At 62.1% G+C, this 15,112-nt stretch carries 16 protein-coding genes; 9 read left to right on the top strand and 7 right to left on the bottom strand.

Annotated features, from left to right (window positions below):
• The first annotated feature begins 11 nt into the window (after positions 1-11).
• Both galE and LDN82_RS05365 read left to right on the top strand, forming a co-directional pair.
• Entirely contained in the window at positions 12-986 is a 975-nt protein-coding gene (galE, locus tag LDN82_RS05360) for a UDP-glucose 4-epimerase GalE (protein ID WP_224166622.1), read from the top strand.
• Positions 987-1,034: 48 nt separating this feature from the next.
• Complete coding sequence (locus LDN82_RS05365) at positions 1,035-1,250, top strand: hypothetical protein (protein ID WP_224166623.1); 216 nt, start codon at positions 1,035-1,037, stop codon at positions 1,248-1,250.
• 59 nt (positions 1,251-1,309) lie between these two features.
• Here the strand turns inward: LDN82_RS05365 and LDN82_RS05370 are convergent, their stop codons facing one another.
• Entirely contained in the window at positions 1,310-3,028 is a 1,719-nt protein-coding gene (locus LDN82_RS05370; RefSeq protein WP_224166624.1) for a M23 family metallopeptidase, read from the bottom strand.
• A 189-nt stretch (positions 3,029-3,217) separates the two neighbouring features.
• On the opposite strand from LDN82_RS05370, the gene LDN82_RS05375 reads away from it, so the two are divergent.
• From LDN82_RS05375 to LDN82_RS05385, 3 genes are all read left to right on the top strand, one after another.
• Positions 3,218-5,452 (top strand): AAA family ATPase, encoded by a 2,235-nt coding sequence (locus LDN82_RS05375; RefSeq protein WP_224166625.1) that lies wholly within the window; start codon positions 3,218-3,220, stop codon positions 5,450-5,452.
• A gap of 79 nt (positions 5,453-5,531) precedes the next feature.
• Complete coding sequence (locus LDN82_RS05380; RefSeq protein ID WP_224166626.1) at positions 5,532-6,740, top strand: McrC family protein; 1,209 nt, start codon at positions 5,532-5,534, stop codon at positions 6,738-6,740.
• Positions 6,741-6,797: 57 nt separating this feature from the next.
• A complete protein-coding gene (locus LDN82_RS05385) occupies positions 6,798-7,043 on the top strand; it encodes a PLDc N-terminal domain-containing protein (RefSeq protein ID WP_224166627.1) in 246 nt (81 codons plus the stop codon).
• Between the two features lie 3 nt (positions 7,044-7,046).
• Here LDN82_RS05385 and LDN82_RS05390 read toward each other — a convergent pair whose 3' ends face one another.
• Positions 7,047-8,717: a sensor histidine kinase gene (locus LDN82_RS05390; protein WP_224166628.1), complete on the bottom strand. Its 1,671-nt coding sequence runs from the start codon at positions 8,715-8,717 to the stop codon at positions 7,047-7,049.
• 100 nt (positions 8,718-8,817) lie between these two features.
• Between LDN82_RS05390 and LDN82_RS05395 the strand changes: the two genes are divergently transcribed.
• From LDN82_RS05395 to LDN82_RS05410, 4 genes are all read left to right on the top strand, one after another.
• Positions 8,818-9,561 (top strand): response regulator transcription factor, encoded by a 744-nt coding sequence (locus tag LDN82_RS05395; protein ID WP_224166629.1) that lies wholly within the window; start codon positions 8,818-8,820, stop codon positions 9,559-9,561.
• Positions 9,562-9,665: 104 nt separating this feature from the next.
• Positions 9,666-10,256, top strand: a complete 591-nt coding sequence (locus LDN82_RS05400) for a molybdopterin-dependent oxidoreductase (protein WP_224166630.1) — start codon at positions 9,666-9,668, stop codon at positions 10,254-10,256.
• 10 nt (positions 10,257-10,266) lie between these two features.
• A complete protein-coding gene (locus LDN82_RS05405) occupies positions 10,267-11,004 on the top strand; it encodes a ferredoxin reductase (protein WP_224166631.1) in 738 nt (245 codons plus the stop codon).
• On the top strand, positions 11,001-11,333 hold the full coding sequence (locus LDN82_RS05410; RefSeq protein ID WP_224166632.1) for a DUF6510 family protein: 333 nt from the start codon (positions 11,001-11,003) through the stop codon (positions 11,331-11,333). The genes LDN82_RS05405 and LDN82_RS05410 overlap by 4 nt, the downstream gene beginning before the upstream one ends.
• Before the next feature lie 33 nt (positions 11,334-11,366).
• Here the strand turns inward: LDN82_RS05410 and LDN82_RS05415 are convergent, their stop codons facing one another.
• From LDN82_RS05415 to LDN82_RS05435, 5 genes are all read right to left on the bottom strand, one after another.
• Positions 11,367-11,600: a hypothetical protein gene (locus LDN82_RS05415; RefSeq protein WP_224166633.1), complete on the bottom strand. Its 234-nt coding sequence runs from the start codon at positions 11,598-11,600 to the stop codon at positions 11,367-11,369.
• A 206-nt stretch (positions 11,601-11,806) separates the two neighbouring features.
• Positions 11,807-12,235, bottom strand: coding sequence for a hypothetical protein (locus LDN82_RS05420; protein WP_224091255.1), 429 nt, complete (start codon positions 12,233-12,235; stop codon positions 11,807-11,809).
• A 60-nt stretch (positions 12,236-12,295) separates the two neighbouring features.
• Positions 12,296-13,213, bottom strand: coding sequence for an NADP-dependent oxidoreductase (locus LDN82_RS05425; RefSeq protein WP_224166634.1), 918 nt, complete (start codon positions 13,211-13,213; stop codon positions 12,296-12,298).
• A gap of 85 nt (positions 13,214-13,298) precedes the next feature.
• Entirely contained in the window at positions 13,299-13,601 is a 303-nt protein-coding gene (gene fdxA, locus LDN82_RS05430) for a ferredoxin (protein ID WP_224166635.1), read from the bottom strand.
• 6 nt (positions 13,602-13,607) lie between these two features.
• Positions 13,608-15,086: an aldehyde dehydrogenase family protein gene (locus tag LDN82_RS05435; protein ID WP_224166636.1), complete on the bottom strand. Its 1,479-nt coding sequence runs from the start codon at positions 15,084-15,086 to the stop codon at positions 13,608-13,610.
• Positions 15,087-15,112 lie beyond the last annotated feature (26 nt).

A 15,112-nucleotide genomic window follows, 5' to 3' on the forward strand; every position in this document is an offset into this window, starting at 1 on the left:
AGACACCTAGTATGGCGTGGCTTGTAACAGGAGGAGCCGGCTATATCGGCTCGCACGTAGCCCGGGCACTCATGGATGACGGCCACGACGTGGTGGTCATTGATGATCTTTCCAGCGGCCGGATCGAATTCGTTCCGAAGAGGGCAGCCTTCGAGCAAGGGTCGCTTCTGGACGCCAACTTCCTGAGGGAGACTTTCGGGAAACATGACATTATCGGCGTGATCCACCTGGCCGGTTTCAAGTATGCGGGCGTCTCGGTCGAATGGCCGCTGCACACCTACTTCCAGAACGTCACCGGCACTGGCAATCTCCTGGCAGCCATGGAAGCCGCGTCCGTGTCCTCCCTCGTCTTTTCCTCCAGCGCTGCCGTCTACGGGAACACGGCAGCGGAACTCGTGACCGAATCGACGCCTACCAACCCCGAGTCTCCCTATGGTGAATCGAAGCTCATCGGGGAATGGCTCATAGCGGACCAAGCCAGGGCGACTGGCCTGCGGCACACCTCACTCCGGTACTTCAATGTTGTTGGCTCCGGCAGCCCGAACGTCAGCGACACGAGCCCGCACAACCTTTTCCCCTTGGTCTTCCAAGCGTTGAAGGACGGTGCGACGCCGAAAATCTTTGGCACCGCCTATTCCACACCCGACGGAAGCTGCGTGCGGGACTATGTACACGTCTCCGACGTCGCCGCCGCTCATGTGGCAGCTGCCAGGAAGCTTCAAGATGGCGTGGAACTCGAGGCGGTCTACAACCTGGGCAGTGGTTCAGGGGTTTCTGTCCGGGAGATCATGACAGAGATGGCCTCGGTGACCGGGATTCAATTCACTCCGCAAATCTGCGCTGCCCGTCCGGGCGATCCTGCCAGGATCGTTGCCTCCGGCGAACTTGCCCGCCGCGATATCGCATGGGAACCGCGGCATCGGCTCCGGGACATGATCTCCAGCGCCTGGTCAGCTGCAGGAAACCAGGCCATTTCCGCCTCGTAGGAGGACACCTTCTATACACATCACGAAAGCACTATTCAAAGGAACACCATGATCGAGGCCGCAGAACTGCTGGCAACCGTCACAGCCACGAATAAGAGCACCATGGAAATCAACCTCAACGCCGCAATCCAGGAAGCGGAGCGTCGCGCCCGCCACGAAGGGCGCCGGGGAATCCTGGTTACCCGGGTTGCCCACGCGCATTTCACGGTGGAGCTGTCGCCGGAAGTCCCCTATGGGTACACGTACGAGAGAAAGGACAGCTAAGGGCAGGCTCCAAGGGACCCTCATTCCTCCTGCACCTGCCTGGCAGCAAGGTGGACACGCTACGGAGTTAGTGCCGGGGTGGGCGTAGCCGTGATGGTGGCGGTCGCTGTGGGGTCGGTTGTTGGGGTCGTCGTGATGGTTGCGGTGGGAGCGGCCGTAGCTGTTGGCGTGGGTGAAGCTGTGGGTATAGGCGTTGGGGCGGGTTCAGCCGTTGCTGTCGGCGTGGGTTCTGCGGTCGCTGTTGGGGTCGGTGTTGGGGAACCGGTTGGTGTCGCGCTCGGAGTTGGGGTTGCCGTTGGTGAAGCGGTTGGTGTCGCGGTCGCTGTTGGGGTTGGCGTTGGTGATGCGGTCGGCGTTGCGCTCGCCGTTGGGGTCGGTGTTGGTGAAGCGGTCGGGGTGGCGCTCGCAGTTGGGGTCGGCGTCGGCGTTGGGGTAGCTGCGGGTGCTGGAGGCGGCGCAGCCGGCTCGGGAGCCGACGTCTCCGGCTCGCCAAGTGCGATCCCGAGCGACCACACCGGAACCTCGCCAACCGGCGTCGTTCCTGTTGCAGGTGAGAAGCTTGTGAGCCTGAGCAGATCCACGGACGACTCTCCATCCAGCGGGATCAGGCTCCACGACGATGGATCCACCAGCACGCCATTCACAATCGTTTCAAAGTGGAGGTGGCATCCGGTCGACGAACCAGTGGAGCCGACCAAGCCGATGACGTCCCCGGCTTCAACTACCTGCCCCTTGCGCACGGCGCTCGCCTGCAGGTGGTTGTACGTAGTGATAAGCCCGTTGCCGTGATCGATCTCTATCCGGTTGCCTCCGCCCCAGGCATGCCAGCCCACCTCTCGCACGTAGCCGTCATCGGCAGAATGAACCGGTGTGCCACAGGCCGCTGCGAAGTCCTGCCCTGTATGGAATTCCCCTGGAGCACCTGTGATGGGACTGGTGCGCCGTCCAAAAGGTGAACTGGGACGCAGGTTCAGCAGGGGTGACATCAACGTGCCTGGTCCAGGCCGCACATGACGGGACGCGGGGCTCCCAACCGATGTTTGCCACGAAGCAGGGCCGGAACAGGGGAGTGTCAGCGGACCCTGGGAACTCAGGAAGCCCACGATTTCCTGGGCCAGCTGCCGGTACTTGGTGTAGTGGTCCGAATCCTGGTTCCGCTGTACCTGATGGATGGCCAGGCTGGAAGGCAGAAGCTGCCAGTCCTTGATGCCCTTCAGGGCAAGGAAGAAACTGGTTGCGCTGACGAACGGATCCATTCGATCGGCATAGGAGCCCCATGCCCCGTTGGCGCGCTGCTGGAACAACCCGCGGGAGTCCGGCCCTGCGGCGTCGCCGTAATCCTTGCTTTCAAGGGAAGATTCGCCAAGCGCGGCTTGTACCCCCAGGATTTGGGCATCGGATGGCAGGCCCAGCTTTTCCGCGGCCACCATGATGGCCGAAGCATTGCGGAGCTGGACGTCTGAAGGGGCGCCGGTGGTGGATGCCGGTCCAAACGCTGTCTGTTGACACAGCGTAGTACCCAAGGGGTTGGCAGGCGCGGGCTCAACCGTTCCCGAAGGGTTGGTGGCCTGACTCGGAGTGTCGTTCGTGGACCAGTTCGCTGCTGAGGGCGCATCGCCGGATGAATCTGTCCGGATCTGCTGGACGGCTGGGGGCGCCGGGGTGACCGCTCCGGATTGGAAGCAGCCAAGCATGGCAGCGGCCGCGATAACCGCTAACGGAAAGCGGGCGTGCCCACGGAGCCGCGCCGGGCCTTTGTCAGGAGTCTTGTTGTTCACCAAACCCGCTCCTGACATGGATCCGTGCCCGGCGAAAAGTGTTGGAGGTCCACACCATTGTCTGGATCCGATCACTGCATGTTACGGGTACTGCATGTCTATGGGAATGACAGGCCCACGTCAAGGCTTTCCGCATACTGCGGTGCTCCAAATCCAGATGCTTGGCTAAGTCAAACAAGGTAAGTTGGCATGGTGACCCCCTCCGTGAAGCCTGCCATTGACCGCGCCCCCGGAATCTCCAAGGAGATCGAGGACGCGGCCTGGTATGTGCTGGGCCCGGCACTTCAAGGGAGACCTTCAGCGCTGGACGGGCGCACGCTGACCTGGACGGCAGACGCCGCCGGGGAGCTGCTGGAACGCCTCGAGCGCGGCGTGGAAGATTCCAAAGCGCCCATGATGACCAACCTCCGGCAAAACCTTGAAGGCGCCTCCCGGGAAGCCAAGCTGCTGGCCGTGGAGTTGCTCTTCCTTCAGTCCTTGCCGCTGGCCCATGAGGTCAAGTCGCTCAGGGTGAAGCGTGCCCGTGTGGCGGAGGCTGCCTCCTGGGTAGAGCCCCCGATCGAGTTGCCGGAACAGCTTTATGAGGGCATGACGGACCACGGCGTGATCCGCGACCGTACCGCCGAGTTCAACTGGACCATTTGGGACCACCTGAAATGGCTGTGCCGCTTTGTCGCGCACGTTGACAGCCAAAGCACGGAAACCATCGACCAGGCGCTCGCTGATCCTTTGAAGTTCCATGAACTTGCGGTCGGAACACCAGAGGACCAGCCGGCCCTGCGCCGCAGTATTGAGTATTTGGTATGGCCCAGCTACTTCGAGCCTGTGGTGGCTGACGTGGAGCGCCGGGAGATTCGTGACGCTTTCGCCTCACTCGTTGGTGGCGCCGGGGGCGATACCGAAGAGGACGTGACTGCGGACATCCATCGGATCCGGCTGCACCTGGACGAACAAGCCGGCCAGCGCATCGACTGGTACGCGCGCCAGCTGGTCAGCCAATGGCGGAAGGTGGGAGACCCCGGCCGCCGCTCTTGGTTGCTGCGCACCCATCACGACAACGCCGACCTTCTGGCTGCCTGGGTTGCTGAAGAGAAAGCCACCCTGGACGTTGAGCACCTCCGCTCGCTCACTGCAGGAGTCACTGCCGGTGTGGTCCAGCATGCCGTGGACGAGGATTACAAGCACCTGGGCTATGTGGAGCGCGAGGACACCAAGACGGCGGTCTTCGCCTTCCTCACGGTGATGAAACCCGGTGACCTTACGCTCTACCAGCACGCCGGACGCGTCCGGGTGGGAGTCGTCCTTGGCGAGCCCGAACACCACGAGGACAACCGCCGCATCCGCCGCAAGGTCCGCTGGTTCGAGGACAGTTACGCCATCACCGAACTCCCACGCCATGCACAGCGGCAATTGTCCACGCCCGGGATCATCGTGGACGTCACAAGGGTCATTCAGGCGTTGCAGGAACTCCTTCCGGTAGAAGCCGAAACCGATGGCGAGGACGAAGCGCCGCCCACCGCCGTCGTCGAGGTTGTCCAGCAGGGTTTCCGGCCGTTGACGGAAGAGTTCGCAGCTTCCCTTCACATGGACCTTGAGCCGCTGAAGGAAATCGCCGAGCTGCTCGAAGAGAACCGCCAACTGGTTCTTTACGGACCTCCAGGTACCGGCAAAACGTACCTTGCCAAGCACCTCGCTGCCGAGCTCGCCGGCGACAGCACCGATGAACGCGTGAAGCTGGTGCAGTTCCATCCGTCGTACGCGTACGAGGATTTCTTTGAGGGTTACCGGCCGGACAAGACCGACGACGGCCAGGTCTCCTTCAAGCTCGTGGCCGGACCGTTGCGTCGGCTCGCGGAGGAAGCAGCCAAGCCGGAGAACGCGCACAAGCCGTACTTCCTGATCATCGATGAGATGAACCGTGCCAACCTGGCCAAGGTCTTCGGCGAGCTGTACTTCCTCCTTGAGTACCGTGACGACCGCATTTACCTCCAGTACAGCCCCAACGAGCCCTTCAGCCTGCCGGACAACCTGTACATCATCGGCACCATGAACACAGCTGACCGTTCCATCGCCATGATGGACGCCGCCATTCGTCGTCGTTTCGCGTTCATCGAGCTGCATCCCAAGGTGGAACCGGTCAGGGGCTCGCTGCGGCGCTTCCTTCAAGCCCGCGGCCTGGACACGCTCAACGCGGATCTCCTGGACGCCCTCAACGACGCCATCGATGACTGGGACCGGGACCTGATGATCGGGCCGTCCTACTTCATGAAGAACGCTGCCCAAAACCCCACAGGGCTTCGCCGGATTTGGAAGTACGAGCTCATGCCGTTGCTGGAGGAGCACTACCACGGGCAACTGAACCGCGCGCAGTTGGAGGAACGCTTCGGCCTGGACCAATTGCTGGGACGACTTGCTGCCCGCTAAGGCCGTCCCGCCACGCCCGCGGCGGCCACCGGCAAGTGCCGGTACGGCGCGTACGGCTGCCGGGACCCGGCACATCGTCATGGACGAGCTCTCACGGGGAGTCGTTGACAAGCTCGACCCCCCAACCGCTGCGTTCATCAACGCCAGTGGGCTGGCGAAAGCGTCACCGATTGGCATGGGCCTCTACAGGATCGAACCCGTCGGCAAAGTCGGCTCGGTAAGGACTTCCACCGTCCAGCTCGAGGTTCGCCCCAAGGACCGGCTGGGCCTCAGCCGCTTGCTTTTCCTCCTCAGCTACGCCGGCGATCAAGGCTTCCGCGACCACTCGGTGGAAGCCGTTGAGCACCCTGATCTGTGGAGTGCCCTGGCCGAATCGCTGGCCCAGCTGGCTGACCGCGCGCTGAGCCGCGGCGTCCTTCAGGGCTACCTCACCATCGATGAATCGCTGCGGACCGTGAAAGGCCGCATCCGCATCTCGGACCAGATCTCCCGCAGGCCCGGAATGATGGTGCCCTTGGAAGTGTCCTACGACGAATTCACCGAGGACATCGCCGAAAACCGCATCCTTCGCGCTGCCTTGGAACGGATGGGGAAGGTGCCAGGCGTCCGGGCCGACGTCCTGAGCCGCTTGCGCCAACTGAAGGGAAAGCTCGACGCCGTCACCCGCCTTCAGTCCGGAGCCCCCCTGCCGCCCTGGCGGGCCAACCGAATGAATCTCAGGTACCACGCCGTTCTGCGGCTCTCGGAGGTCATCCTGCGCAATGCCTCGGCCGAGGCCGGAGAAGGGAAGCAGCAGACCGCTTCCTTTGTGGTGGATATGGCACAGGTTTTCGAGGAGTTCGTGGGCACGGCTTTGCGGCATGCGATGAATGCCTATCCTGGGGAAATGCGCCTCCAGTATGGGGCGCTGCTCAATGAGGCTGTCCGGGACACGGATCGACTGACAGTCCGCCCCGACGCCGTGCACTTCCTGGGCGGGAGGCCCGTGGTGGTCTACGACTCCAAGTACACGGCGGCAGGAGATGCCGGTGCTTCACTGAATGCGGACCATTACCAATTGCTGGCGTACTGCACCGCGCTCCGGGTCCCGACGGCATGGCTTGTCTACGCCGGGCCGGGGGAGATGAAGCTGCGAAGGATCCTGAACACGGACATCGACATCGTGGAGTATCCGCTGGACCTGTCCCTCCCGCCGTCGGAGATCCTGGCCGCCGTGGCAGATCTCGCGGAACAATCGTGGGGCGAGGTAGTGCGTCAGGCTGTGGCGGGAAGAACGGCCTCAGACTAGCCTGAGATCGTCGGCTCAATGAACTCCGGCGCAGTGGAAATTTTCGAGGGAGGCATCATGGCTCGCAGGAAATCGTGGCGCGATATGAGCAAGGGCCAGCGGATCATGCTCATTGTCAGCGGAGCCATAAATATGGCACTGCTGGGTGCAGCGCAACGGAGCATCGGAAAGACCCCCGACTCCAGAATCAGGGGGAAGAAGGCTATGTGGCGCGCTGTTTCGTTCATCAACTTTTTCGGACCGGTGAGCTACTTCCTCTTCGGCCGCCGTCGTGATGCCGCAGTAGCAGGCACAGCGCGCTAACGCTCAGGCGGGCATCTTCACGAGGAAGGTTGTGCCCCGGCCGGGTTCGCTTTCCAGCGTGATGGTTCCGCCGTGCGCTTCAACGATCGCCTTGCTGATGGGCAGTCCAAGCCCGACGCCGGGAATGGTGCTGTTGCGTACGCCGCCGGCCCGGAAGAACTTGGTAAAGGCCTCGGACTGCTCTTCTTCCGTCATGCCCATGCCGGTATCGGAGACGCGGCAAAACACAAAATCCTGGTCCTCCCACGCGGCAACTTTCACGTCTGCGCCTTTGGGGGAGTACTTGATGGCGTTTGATACCAGGTTGTCCAGGACCTGGGCTATTCGTGAGGAGTCCACGTGGGCCTCCAAGGACTCAGGGACATCCATGGACAACCGGATGCCCGCTTTGGCTGCCCGGGGACCGGCTGAGCTCACGCTTCCCCGGACCAGCTCAGCCACGTCCACCGTGTGCGGCTGAATGACCATTTGGCCCGAACGCACTGCCAACAAATCCGATACCAGGGTAAGCAGCCGTTCGGCGTTCCTTCGAACGATGTCGAGTTGCCTCCGGGACGACGGATCCAGGGAACGGGGATCATCCAGCAGGAGCTCCACGTAGCCAAGGATGGACGTCAGCGGCGTACGGAATTCATGGGAGACGTTGGCGACGAAGTCGTCCTTGGCGGCCAGGGCATTGACCAGATCAGTGACGTCGCTAAAGACAACAACCGAGCCGGCGAAGTTCCCGTCGTCGTCAACCATGGGGCGGGCGCTTGTGGTGAAGGCACGCTGGTCTGCTCCGGAACCAAGCCACACTAGTTGATCCGTGAACCTTTCCCCCAAGACCGCGCGTCGGACTGGACGGCGGTCAGTGGGCAGCGGCGTGGTCCTGTCCTGGTCGAAGACGAGCAGTTCGGATTCGTTTGGATCGTCATTGCCCGGAGGAGTTGCCAGCGAGTGGGTCTGGCGCTGGCGGCGGTTCATGAGGACGTCATGACCTTCGCCGTCTACTGCCACCACACCCAGCGGCAAGGCTTCCATGACTGTGTTCAAGAGCCGTTCCTGCTTGGTGCTGACATTGAGCGCCTTCTTTAGTTCCTCGTCCTTTTGCTCCAATGCACGCTGCTGGCGCACCATGCTCAGGGTCAGCACACTCACGGACACGCCGATGCCAAGTATGAGGATTGGGAAGAGCAGGGGCTTGGTGAGATCCTGCTCGGTCAGCGATCCCTTGACGAACAAGGGGGCCCAAACAATGCAGAGCGGACCGACGAATGACAAGGCAATGGCCAGTCTTGGGTACAGGCCGGATGCACACAGCCAAATGACAGGCAGGACCACCAGGACACTGAGCCCTGTGAGCGCTTCCTGCCCTCCTTCCCTGCCGAAGGAAATAGAGACCATGTCCAGGATCGGTATCACCAGGAAGCTGGGGAACGGCAACCGGTGCCACGGCACAATGACGCACACCGCCAACAGGAATGCCTGGCTGAGCAGGAAGAGGAGGAACAGGGGATTTTCGAGGGTGGCCGGGAAAAACAGCCACACCAGAATCGCCGAAATGCACACGCAGACGGATAGCGGCAATTGGCTGAGAACCACCCGCATTCGCAGGGTGTGTTCGTGGAATGAGCGCCGAAAAACCAGGAGTTTCTTCTTCTCGCCAAGATCCCAGGTGGTTGGGCGGGTCACGGCGCAACCACCTGGAATGGAGAAGAAAGTCGGTTCATGAGATCAGCCTAACCATAATGGTTATACTTCGAAGGGTTATCGAAGGGGCTGAGGGGCAGCGATGAGTGAAGTACGTGTGGGGCTGGTCATTGAAGATGACCAGGATATTCGCGAATTGGTGCGTGTGGTCCTTTCCCAAGCGGGATTTGATGTCCACGTTGCATCCACTGGATCCGCAGGCGTCACGTCAGCCCGCGAACTGAATCCAGACGTCATAACCCTGGATCTGGGGCTGCCCGACATCGATGGTTTCGAGGTGGCACGCCAGATCCGGAAGTCCTCGGACGCCTACATCATCATGCTCACCGCCCGTGCGGAGGAACTGGACACCCTCATGGGCCTTGAGGCCGGCGGTGACGATTACCTCACCAAGCCCTTCCGTCCCCGCGAACTTCGCGCACGTGTCGAGGCCATGATGCGGAGGCCCCGCGCGTCGTCGGAGACCAAAGCCGCTGCGGAAGCAACCGACCCCGAAATGACCCACAACGGCCTTGCCGTTTCGGCCGGCTCCCGGACGGCAGTCCTGCACGGCAAGGAACTGAGGCTGACACGCACCGAGTTCGACCTCCTGCTTGCCCTCCTCGAAACCGGCAGGATTGTGCGGACAAAGGCAGATCTGGCGAGGCGCCTTCGCAACGAACCCTACGACGTCGGCAGTTATGTCAGCGACGCCGACGAGCGCGCCGTTGAGGTACACATGGGCAACCTGCGCAAAAAACTTGGCGACAGCATCCAGAACCCGCGCTGGCTCGAGACCGTGCGCGGCGTTGGATACCGGCTGGCGCCGCTGGCACAGGGCAACTAAGGATCACTGCCCACCCTGTGCCGCTGGACCGCGCCCGGAGGTTGCCCTATGGTTGGGGCATCAACGGTCGTTGGCCGGTGGAGCTCCATCGCGGAGGGTGCATCATGGGTATTATTTCTTCCGGTTTCCGTGGGCGACGGTCCGAGAACCCTGCGTTGCCTCCGGGACAGCATGAAACGCAGGACTTTCCTGTTCTGACCGCTGGACCCGCCCCGCTCATTCCCGTTCAGGAATGGGAGTTCTTCATTACTGCGGAGGATGGCCAGCGGCTGGCGTGGTCCTGGGATGAGTTCATGGCCTTGCCGCAGGAGGAGATCACCGAAGATATTCACTGCGTCACCAGTTGGTCAAAATTGGGAACAGTGTGGCGTGGAGTTTCAGTGGACACGCTTTTTGAAAACGTCGAAACCACCCGTGACTTCGCCACTGCCCATTCCTTCGGCGGCTACACAACCAATGTTCCGCTGTGGGACCTCCTGGGCGGTAAGGCCTGGGTGGCTTGGGAGTTCGATCACGAACCACTTGAACGGGCGCATGGCGGTCCGGCGCGGCTTTTGGTGCCGCACTTGTATTTCTGGAAAAGCGCCAAGTGGATTCATGGTCTGGAACTGACAGAGGAAGACGTTCCCGGCTTCTGGGAGTCGAACGGATACCATCTTCACGGCAATCCGTGGAGCGAGGAGCGGTACTCGTGAGGCCTTTGCCGTGAGTTCTGTATGGCGGGTCGCTGAAGTGGTGGGCGGGGAACCGGAAAACGCCACTGCCCGGACCATTAGGCTGCGCGTGGATGGTTTGATGGGATATCTGGCCGGCCAACACATTGATATCCGCCTCACCGCCGAGGACGGGTATACGGCCATCCGGTCTTACTCGGTGGCATCGGCAAGTGCCGACGAGCATCTGGAAATCACCGTTGACGAACTGCCCGACGGCGAAGTGTCGCCTTACCTTGTCCGGGACCTGGCGGTCGGAGACCGGTTGGAAATCCGGGGACCGGTGGGTGGCTGGTTTGTCTGGCGGCAGGGCAATGCGAACCCGGTGCAGCTGATCGGGGGAGGGTCGGGTGTGGTGCCGCTGATGTCGATGATCCGTGCCCATCAGGCATCCGACAGCGAAGCCCCTTTCCGGTTGCTCTATTCCCTCAAGGCTCCGGAAGCTGCGCTCTACCGTGACGAGCTGCATCGTTTGGATCGGGAATCAGCCAAGCTGATGGTCGATTATGTCTACACGCGTTCGACGCCGGAGGGCTGGCCGGCAGCGCCAGGCCGCCTTACCTCCGAGAGCCTTTTGGGCAAGATCTTCCCAACAGAGGAGAAACCGGATGTTTTTGTTTGCGGCCAGACAGTCTTTGTGGAGACCGTTTCGGACTGGCTTGTAATGGCCGGTTATCGGCCGGAGTCGATCAAGACCGAGCGGTTTGGCGGGACGGGAGGTATCCGGTGACCAGCGCCGATGACTTCCCCGTCCCCGGGTCCGAAGACCCGGACATTGCAGCAGGATCCCATGACCCCATTCCGTATGTGGACGGCAACGCCGCTGCCGGCGCCTTGTCCGAAGTCTTCCGGATCGACATCATCGCGGCGCTCGGGCGCTGCAGGCATTGCGGTTCCATCAGGGCTTTTGGCGAGGCCATGGTCTTCACCGACGCGCCCGGCATTGTGGTCCGGTGCCGCGACTGCCAGGGCGTCCTGCTGCGATTGGTCCAGACACCAACGCGTTATTGGCTGGATCTGAGCGGCCTCAGCTACTTGGAGATCGACCGCGAAGAATAAGGGTTGCCCAATCCCGAAGACGTGGACTTGGGCCTATTTCCCGGGCGTGACGGTTGAGGTCCAGTAGGCGTTCATTGCCTGTACGGCTTCTTCCTTGCTCATGGTGGCAACAGTCGCCTCAGGGATCTTGGCTGTCTTGGTCAGGAGTATGACAAGCTCGAGAGGCAAGGCCGTAGTCGGCGCTTCGGGTAGGCCGCGGTCTGGCAGATCACCTTCCTTCACGCAACCCCAGAACTCGTCCGGGGTGACGTCCAGTTGATTCTTCAAAATTTCACCCCAGAGGGAAGGACCATAAGCGGTCCGGTCCACTGGCCGTGAGATGCGAGTCCGAAGAATTCTCCCGTCATGTAAGGCGAGCTCATAGGTGGCGTGGTGACGGACCTTCTGGCCCTTGGCGTTGAGCACAGGTTGCCATTCCTCCGTCCTGCAGAAAGTCTCGTGATCATCTCGGGTGCCTGGGGGATATTTTTGGCTCACTTCTTGCTACCGGTCAGCCATGCGGCCAGTTCCTCATCAGTGGAGGAGTCAATCAGTTGTACTAAAGCCCAGTTGCCTCGATGGTTTGATGCCATGCGGAGGTGGTCCTCCCAGTCTTCAGCGTATTCACGAAGAGCGTCGATTAGATCAATGGTCGCTTCTTCCAACGTCGTCCCCTCGGCTGCCAGGGGCAAGCCGGGCAGGAACATGGCCCATGCCCCGTCCTCGTTGACGACCTGCGCTTTTGCCGGAAGGTTATTCACTAAGAATTCCTTGAACAAGCTGGTGTTCACGACAGAGGCGGAGCTCTCTCCACGCTCAATGATGGACAGGCCGCCGCGATCGCTAGTATCCAAAATTGTCTTGAAGGACTTGCGGGCGCCGGCGAAACCGAAAGTCCGCCGCTCGTGTGTAGGAGTGCTCATACATACAACGATGAGCCATGTACATGATGTACGTCAACTCTAACGTCTGGATCGTGTCCCCTACCGACGCATCTGGATGATCGTCTTCCCATTCCGGCGTGCGGCCGGGGTAAGGGCATTGATCGCGTCGTCGAATTCCCCGATGTTTCCGATGTTTGTCCGAAGCCGTCCGTCTCGGATTCGCTGGACGATCTCACCCAGTTGGGCACGATCCGACTCGACAACGAAATCCACTGCCAGACCATCTTTAGGGCGTGCTTCAACCGGCCCGGTGATGCTCACCAGCGTTCCGCCGGGCCGGATCAGGGCCGCTGACTGCTTCTGGATATCGCCACCGATCACATCGAATACCAGGTCAACCGCGCTGATATCCTGCAAGGAGTCGTTGGCGAGATCGATGAACTCGTGCGCTCCAAAGTCGAGGGCCTTCTGCCGATCGGCAGTTCGTCCGGTACCGATGACGTAGGCGCCCGCTTCACGTGCCAGCTGTGTCACCATCGTTCCGACTGCCCCAGCGGCGCCGTGCACGAGCAGGCTCTGCCCCGACTGGATGCGGCCATGGATAAACAAGCCCTGCCAGGCGGTCAGGCCAGAGATGGGCAGGCTCGCGCCAACTGTGAAGGGGACGTCGCCCGGCAGCGGCGCAAGGTTACGTGCTTCCATCGCCACGTACTCCGCCAGGGTCCCATCCCGGTGCCAGTCCGCAAGGCCAAACACGCGTTGACCCACAGTCAATCCTGTCGTCCCATAACCGAGCGAGGTTACGACCCCGGCCACTTCGTGCCCAATGATGGAGGGTGTCCGGTCCCGGCCGGCTCTATCAGTCCAGGTCGAGGGCCACTCCACCTCGGTTGGGACGAATCCCGAGGCATGAATCTCAACAATGACATCATTTATGGCCGCCGCCGGCTGCGGCCGTTCGGCCATTCTCAGCCCGGCCATTCCGGCAGACTGGTCCGACACAATAACTGCTTTCATCAAAAGCTCCTGTCCTCGATCCTGGCCAACACCGCGGATTCACATTTAACAGCCCCGGACAACCGGGCACCACAACCGGCGCCGCCTAACTGCCCACCCGCAACGGCTCCGCCATCACCACAGGATGATCGCGGCCCACGTCCTCGCGGAAATCGGCCTCGAAGAACTCCGCGTTCGCCCTGACGTAATCCGCCCATTCGTCAGGGACATCCTCCGCATAGTAGATCGCTTCTACGGGGCACACAGGATCGCATGCCCCGCAGTCAACGCACTCGGACGGGTGGATGTAGAGCGAGCGTTCACCTTCGTAGATACAATCCACCGGGCACTCGTCAATGCACGCCTTGTCCTTCACATCCACGCACGGCTGTGCGATCACGTAGCTCATGGCGCACTAAATACCGGTGTAGACGGTCTTGCCCCAGGTGTAGAAGTCCAGGGCGGACCTGCCTTGCTCGCGGAAGGTGTTGGTGGAGGAATCCTTCACGCCGCCGAAGGGAACGTTCAGGTCCAGCCCGGCAGTTGGGCGGTTGATCTTCACTACACCTGCCTGCGCGCGGGCTGCGAAGTCCGTGGCGAGGGCCAGGGAGTCGGTGCAGATGCCGGCGGTGAGCCCATAGCGGGAGTCGTTGATGGCTGCGAGGCCGGTTTCATAGTCTGCCACCTCGAGAACGGCCACCACCGGCCCGAAAATCTCTTCGGTTACGGCTGCGTCGTCGAACGGCAGTCCGGTGAGAATCGCCGCCGGGAAGAACAGCGCGCCGGTGGGGTCGCCGTCGTACTGTCCGTGCAGGAGTGTGGCCCCGCGTTCGACGGCGGTGCGCACCGCTGCCTGGTCCTGCTCGAATTGCTGCCTGCTCACTACGGCACCCATCCGGACCTCGCCATCAAGCCCGTCACCGGTGGTGTAGGCGGCGGCCTCCTGAACCAAGGCATCGAGGAAGGCGGAGCGGATGCCGGGGGTTACGTAGACGCGGGACGTTGCTGTGCACGCCTGGCCGGTGAGGCCGAACGCGCCTGCGGCGACTACTTGCGCAGCTTTGCGGGGGTCGGCGTCATCCAGCACCAGCACGCCATTTTTGCCGCCCATTTCGAGTTGGACCCGGGCGCGCCGGGCATTGAGGATCTCCTGCAGCCCAAGACCCACGTTGGTGGAGCCGGTGAAGGACAAGCCGGCAATGCGGGGATCGCGGGCCAGGGCGTCACCCACCACGCGGCCCTTGCCGTGCACCACGTTGAACACGCCGGCGGGCAGCCCGGCGTCCTGCAGTGCACGTGCCAGGTGGGTGGTGGACAACGGAGTGAGCTCGGCCGGTTTGATCACCACGGCGTTGCCGCTGATCAGGGCAGGCGCGGTTTTCCATGCCGGAATGGCGATGGGGAAGTTCCACGGGGTAATGAGTCCCACCACGCCCAACGGTTCCCGACGCGTTGTGATGGTGGTGTCCGGCAGGCCGCTCGGCAGGACTTCGCCCGTTGCCGCCCAGCCCAGCGAACCGAAGAAGCGCAGCACGTCCGAGGCACGCCTGACCTCCCCCTTTGCCTCCGCGAGTGTTTTTCCTTCCTCACGGACAAGGTCCTCGGCGATTGCGTGTTGGCGCTCGTTGAGCAGGTTTCCGGCCGCGATGAGGATGGCGCCACGGGCTGGTGCGGGCAGGGCCGCCCATGACGGCTGGGCTGCGGCGGCCGCGGTGATAGCGGCGTCCACGTCCTCGACGGTGCCGCTGGGTGACAGCGCTGCGAGTTCGCCTGGCCGGGCCGGATTCATTCGCTGCGTGTCCGCGTCTCCGAGCCACTGGCCATTGATGAGGTGCTGGGCGGTAACCCTCTGCGGGTCGGTGATCGCCTGGGGGTCAACTGCTGTGGAAGTCATGAGGTTCCTTAGGATTTCGGGAGGGG

It is taken from the genome of Arthrobacter sp. StoSoilA2, assembly GCF_019977195.1.
In the GTDB taxonomy this organism is placed as follows: Bacteria; Actinomycetota; Actinomycetes; order Actinomycetales; family Micrococcaceae; genus Arthrobacter.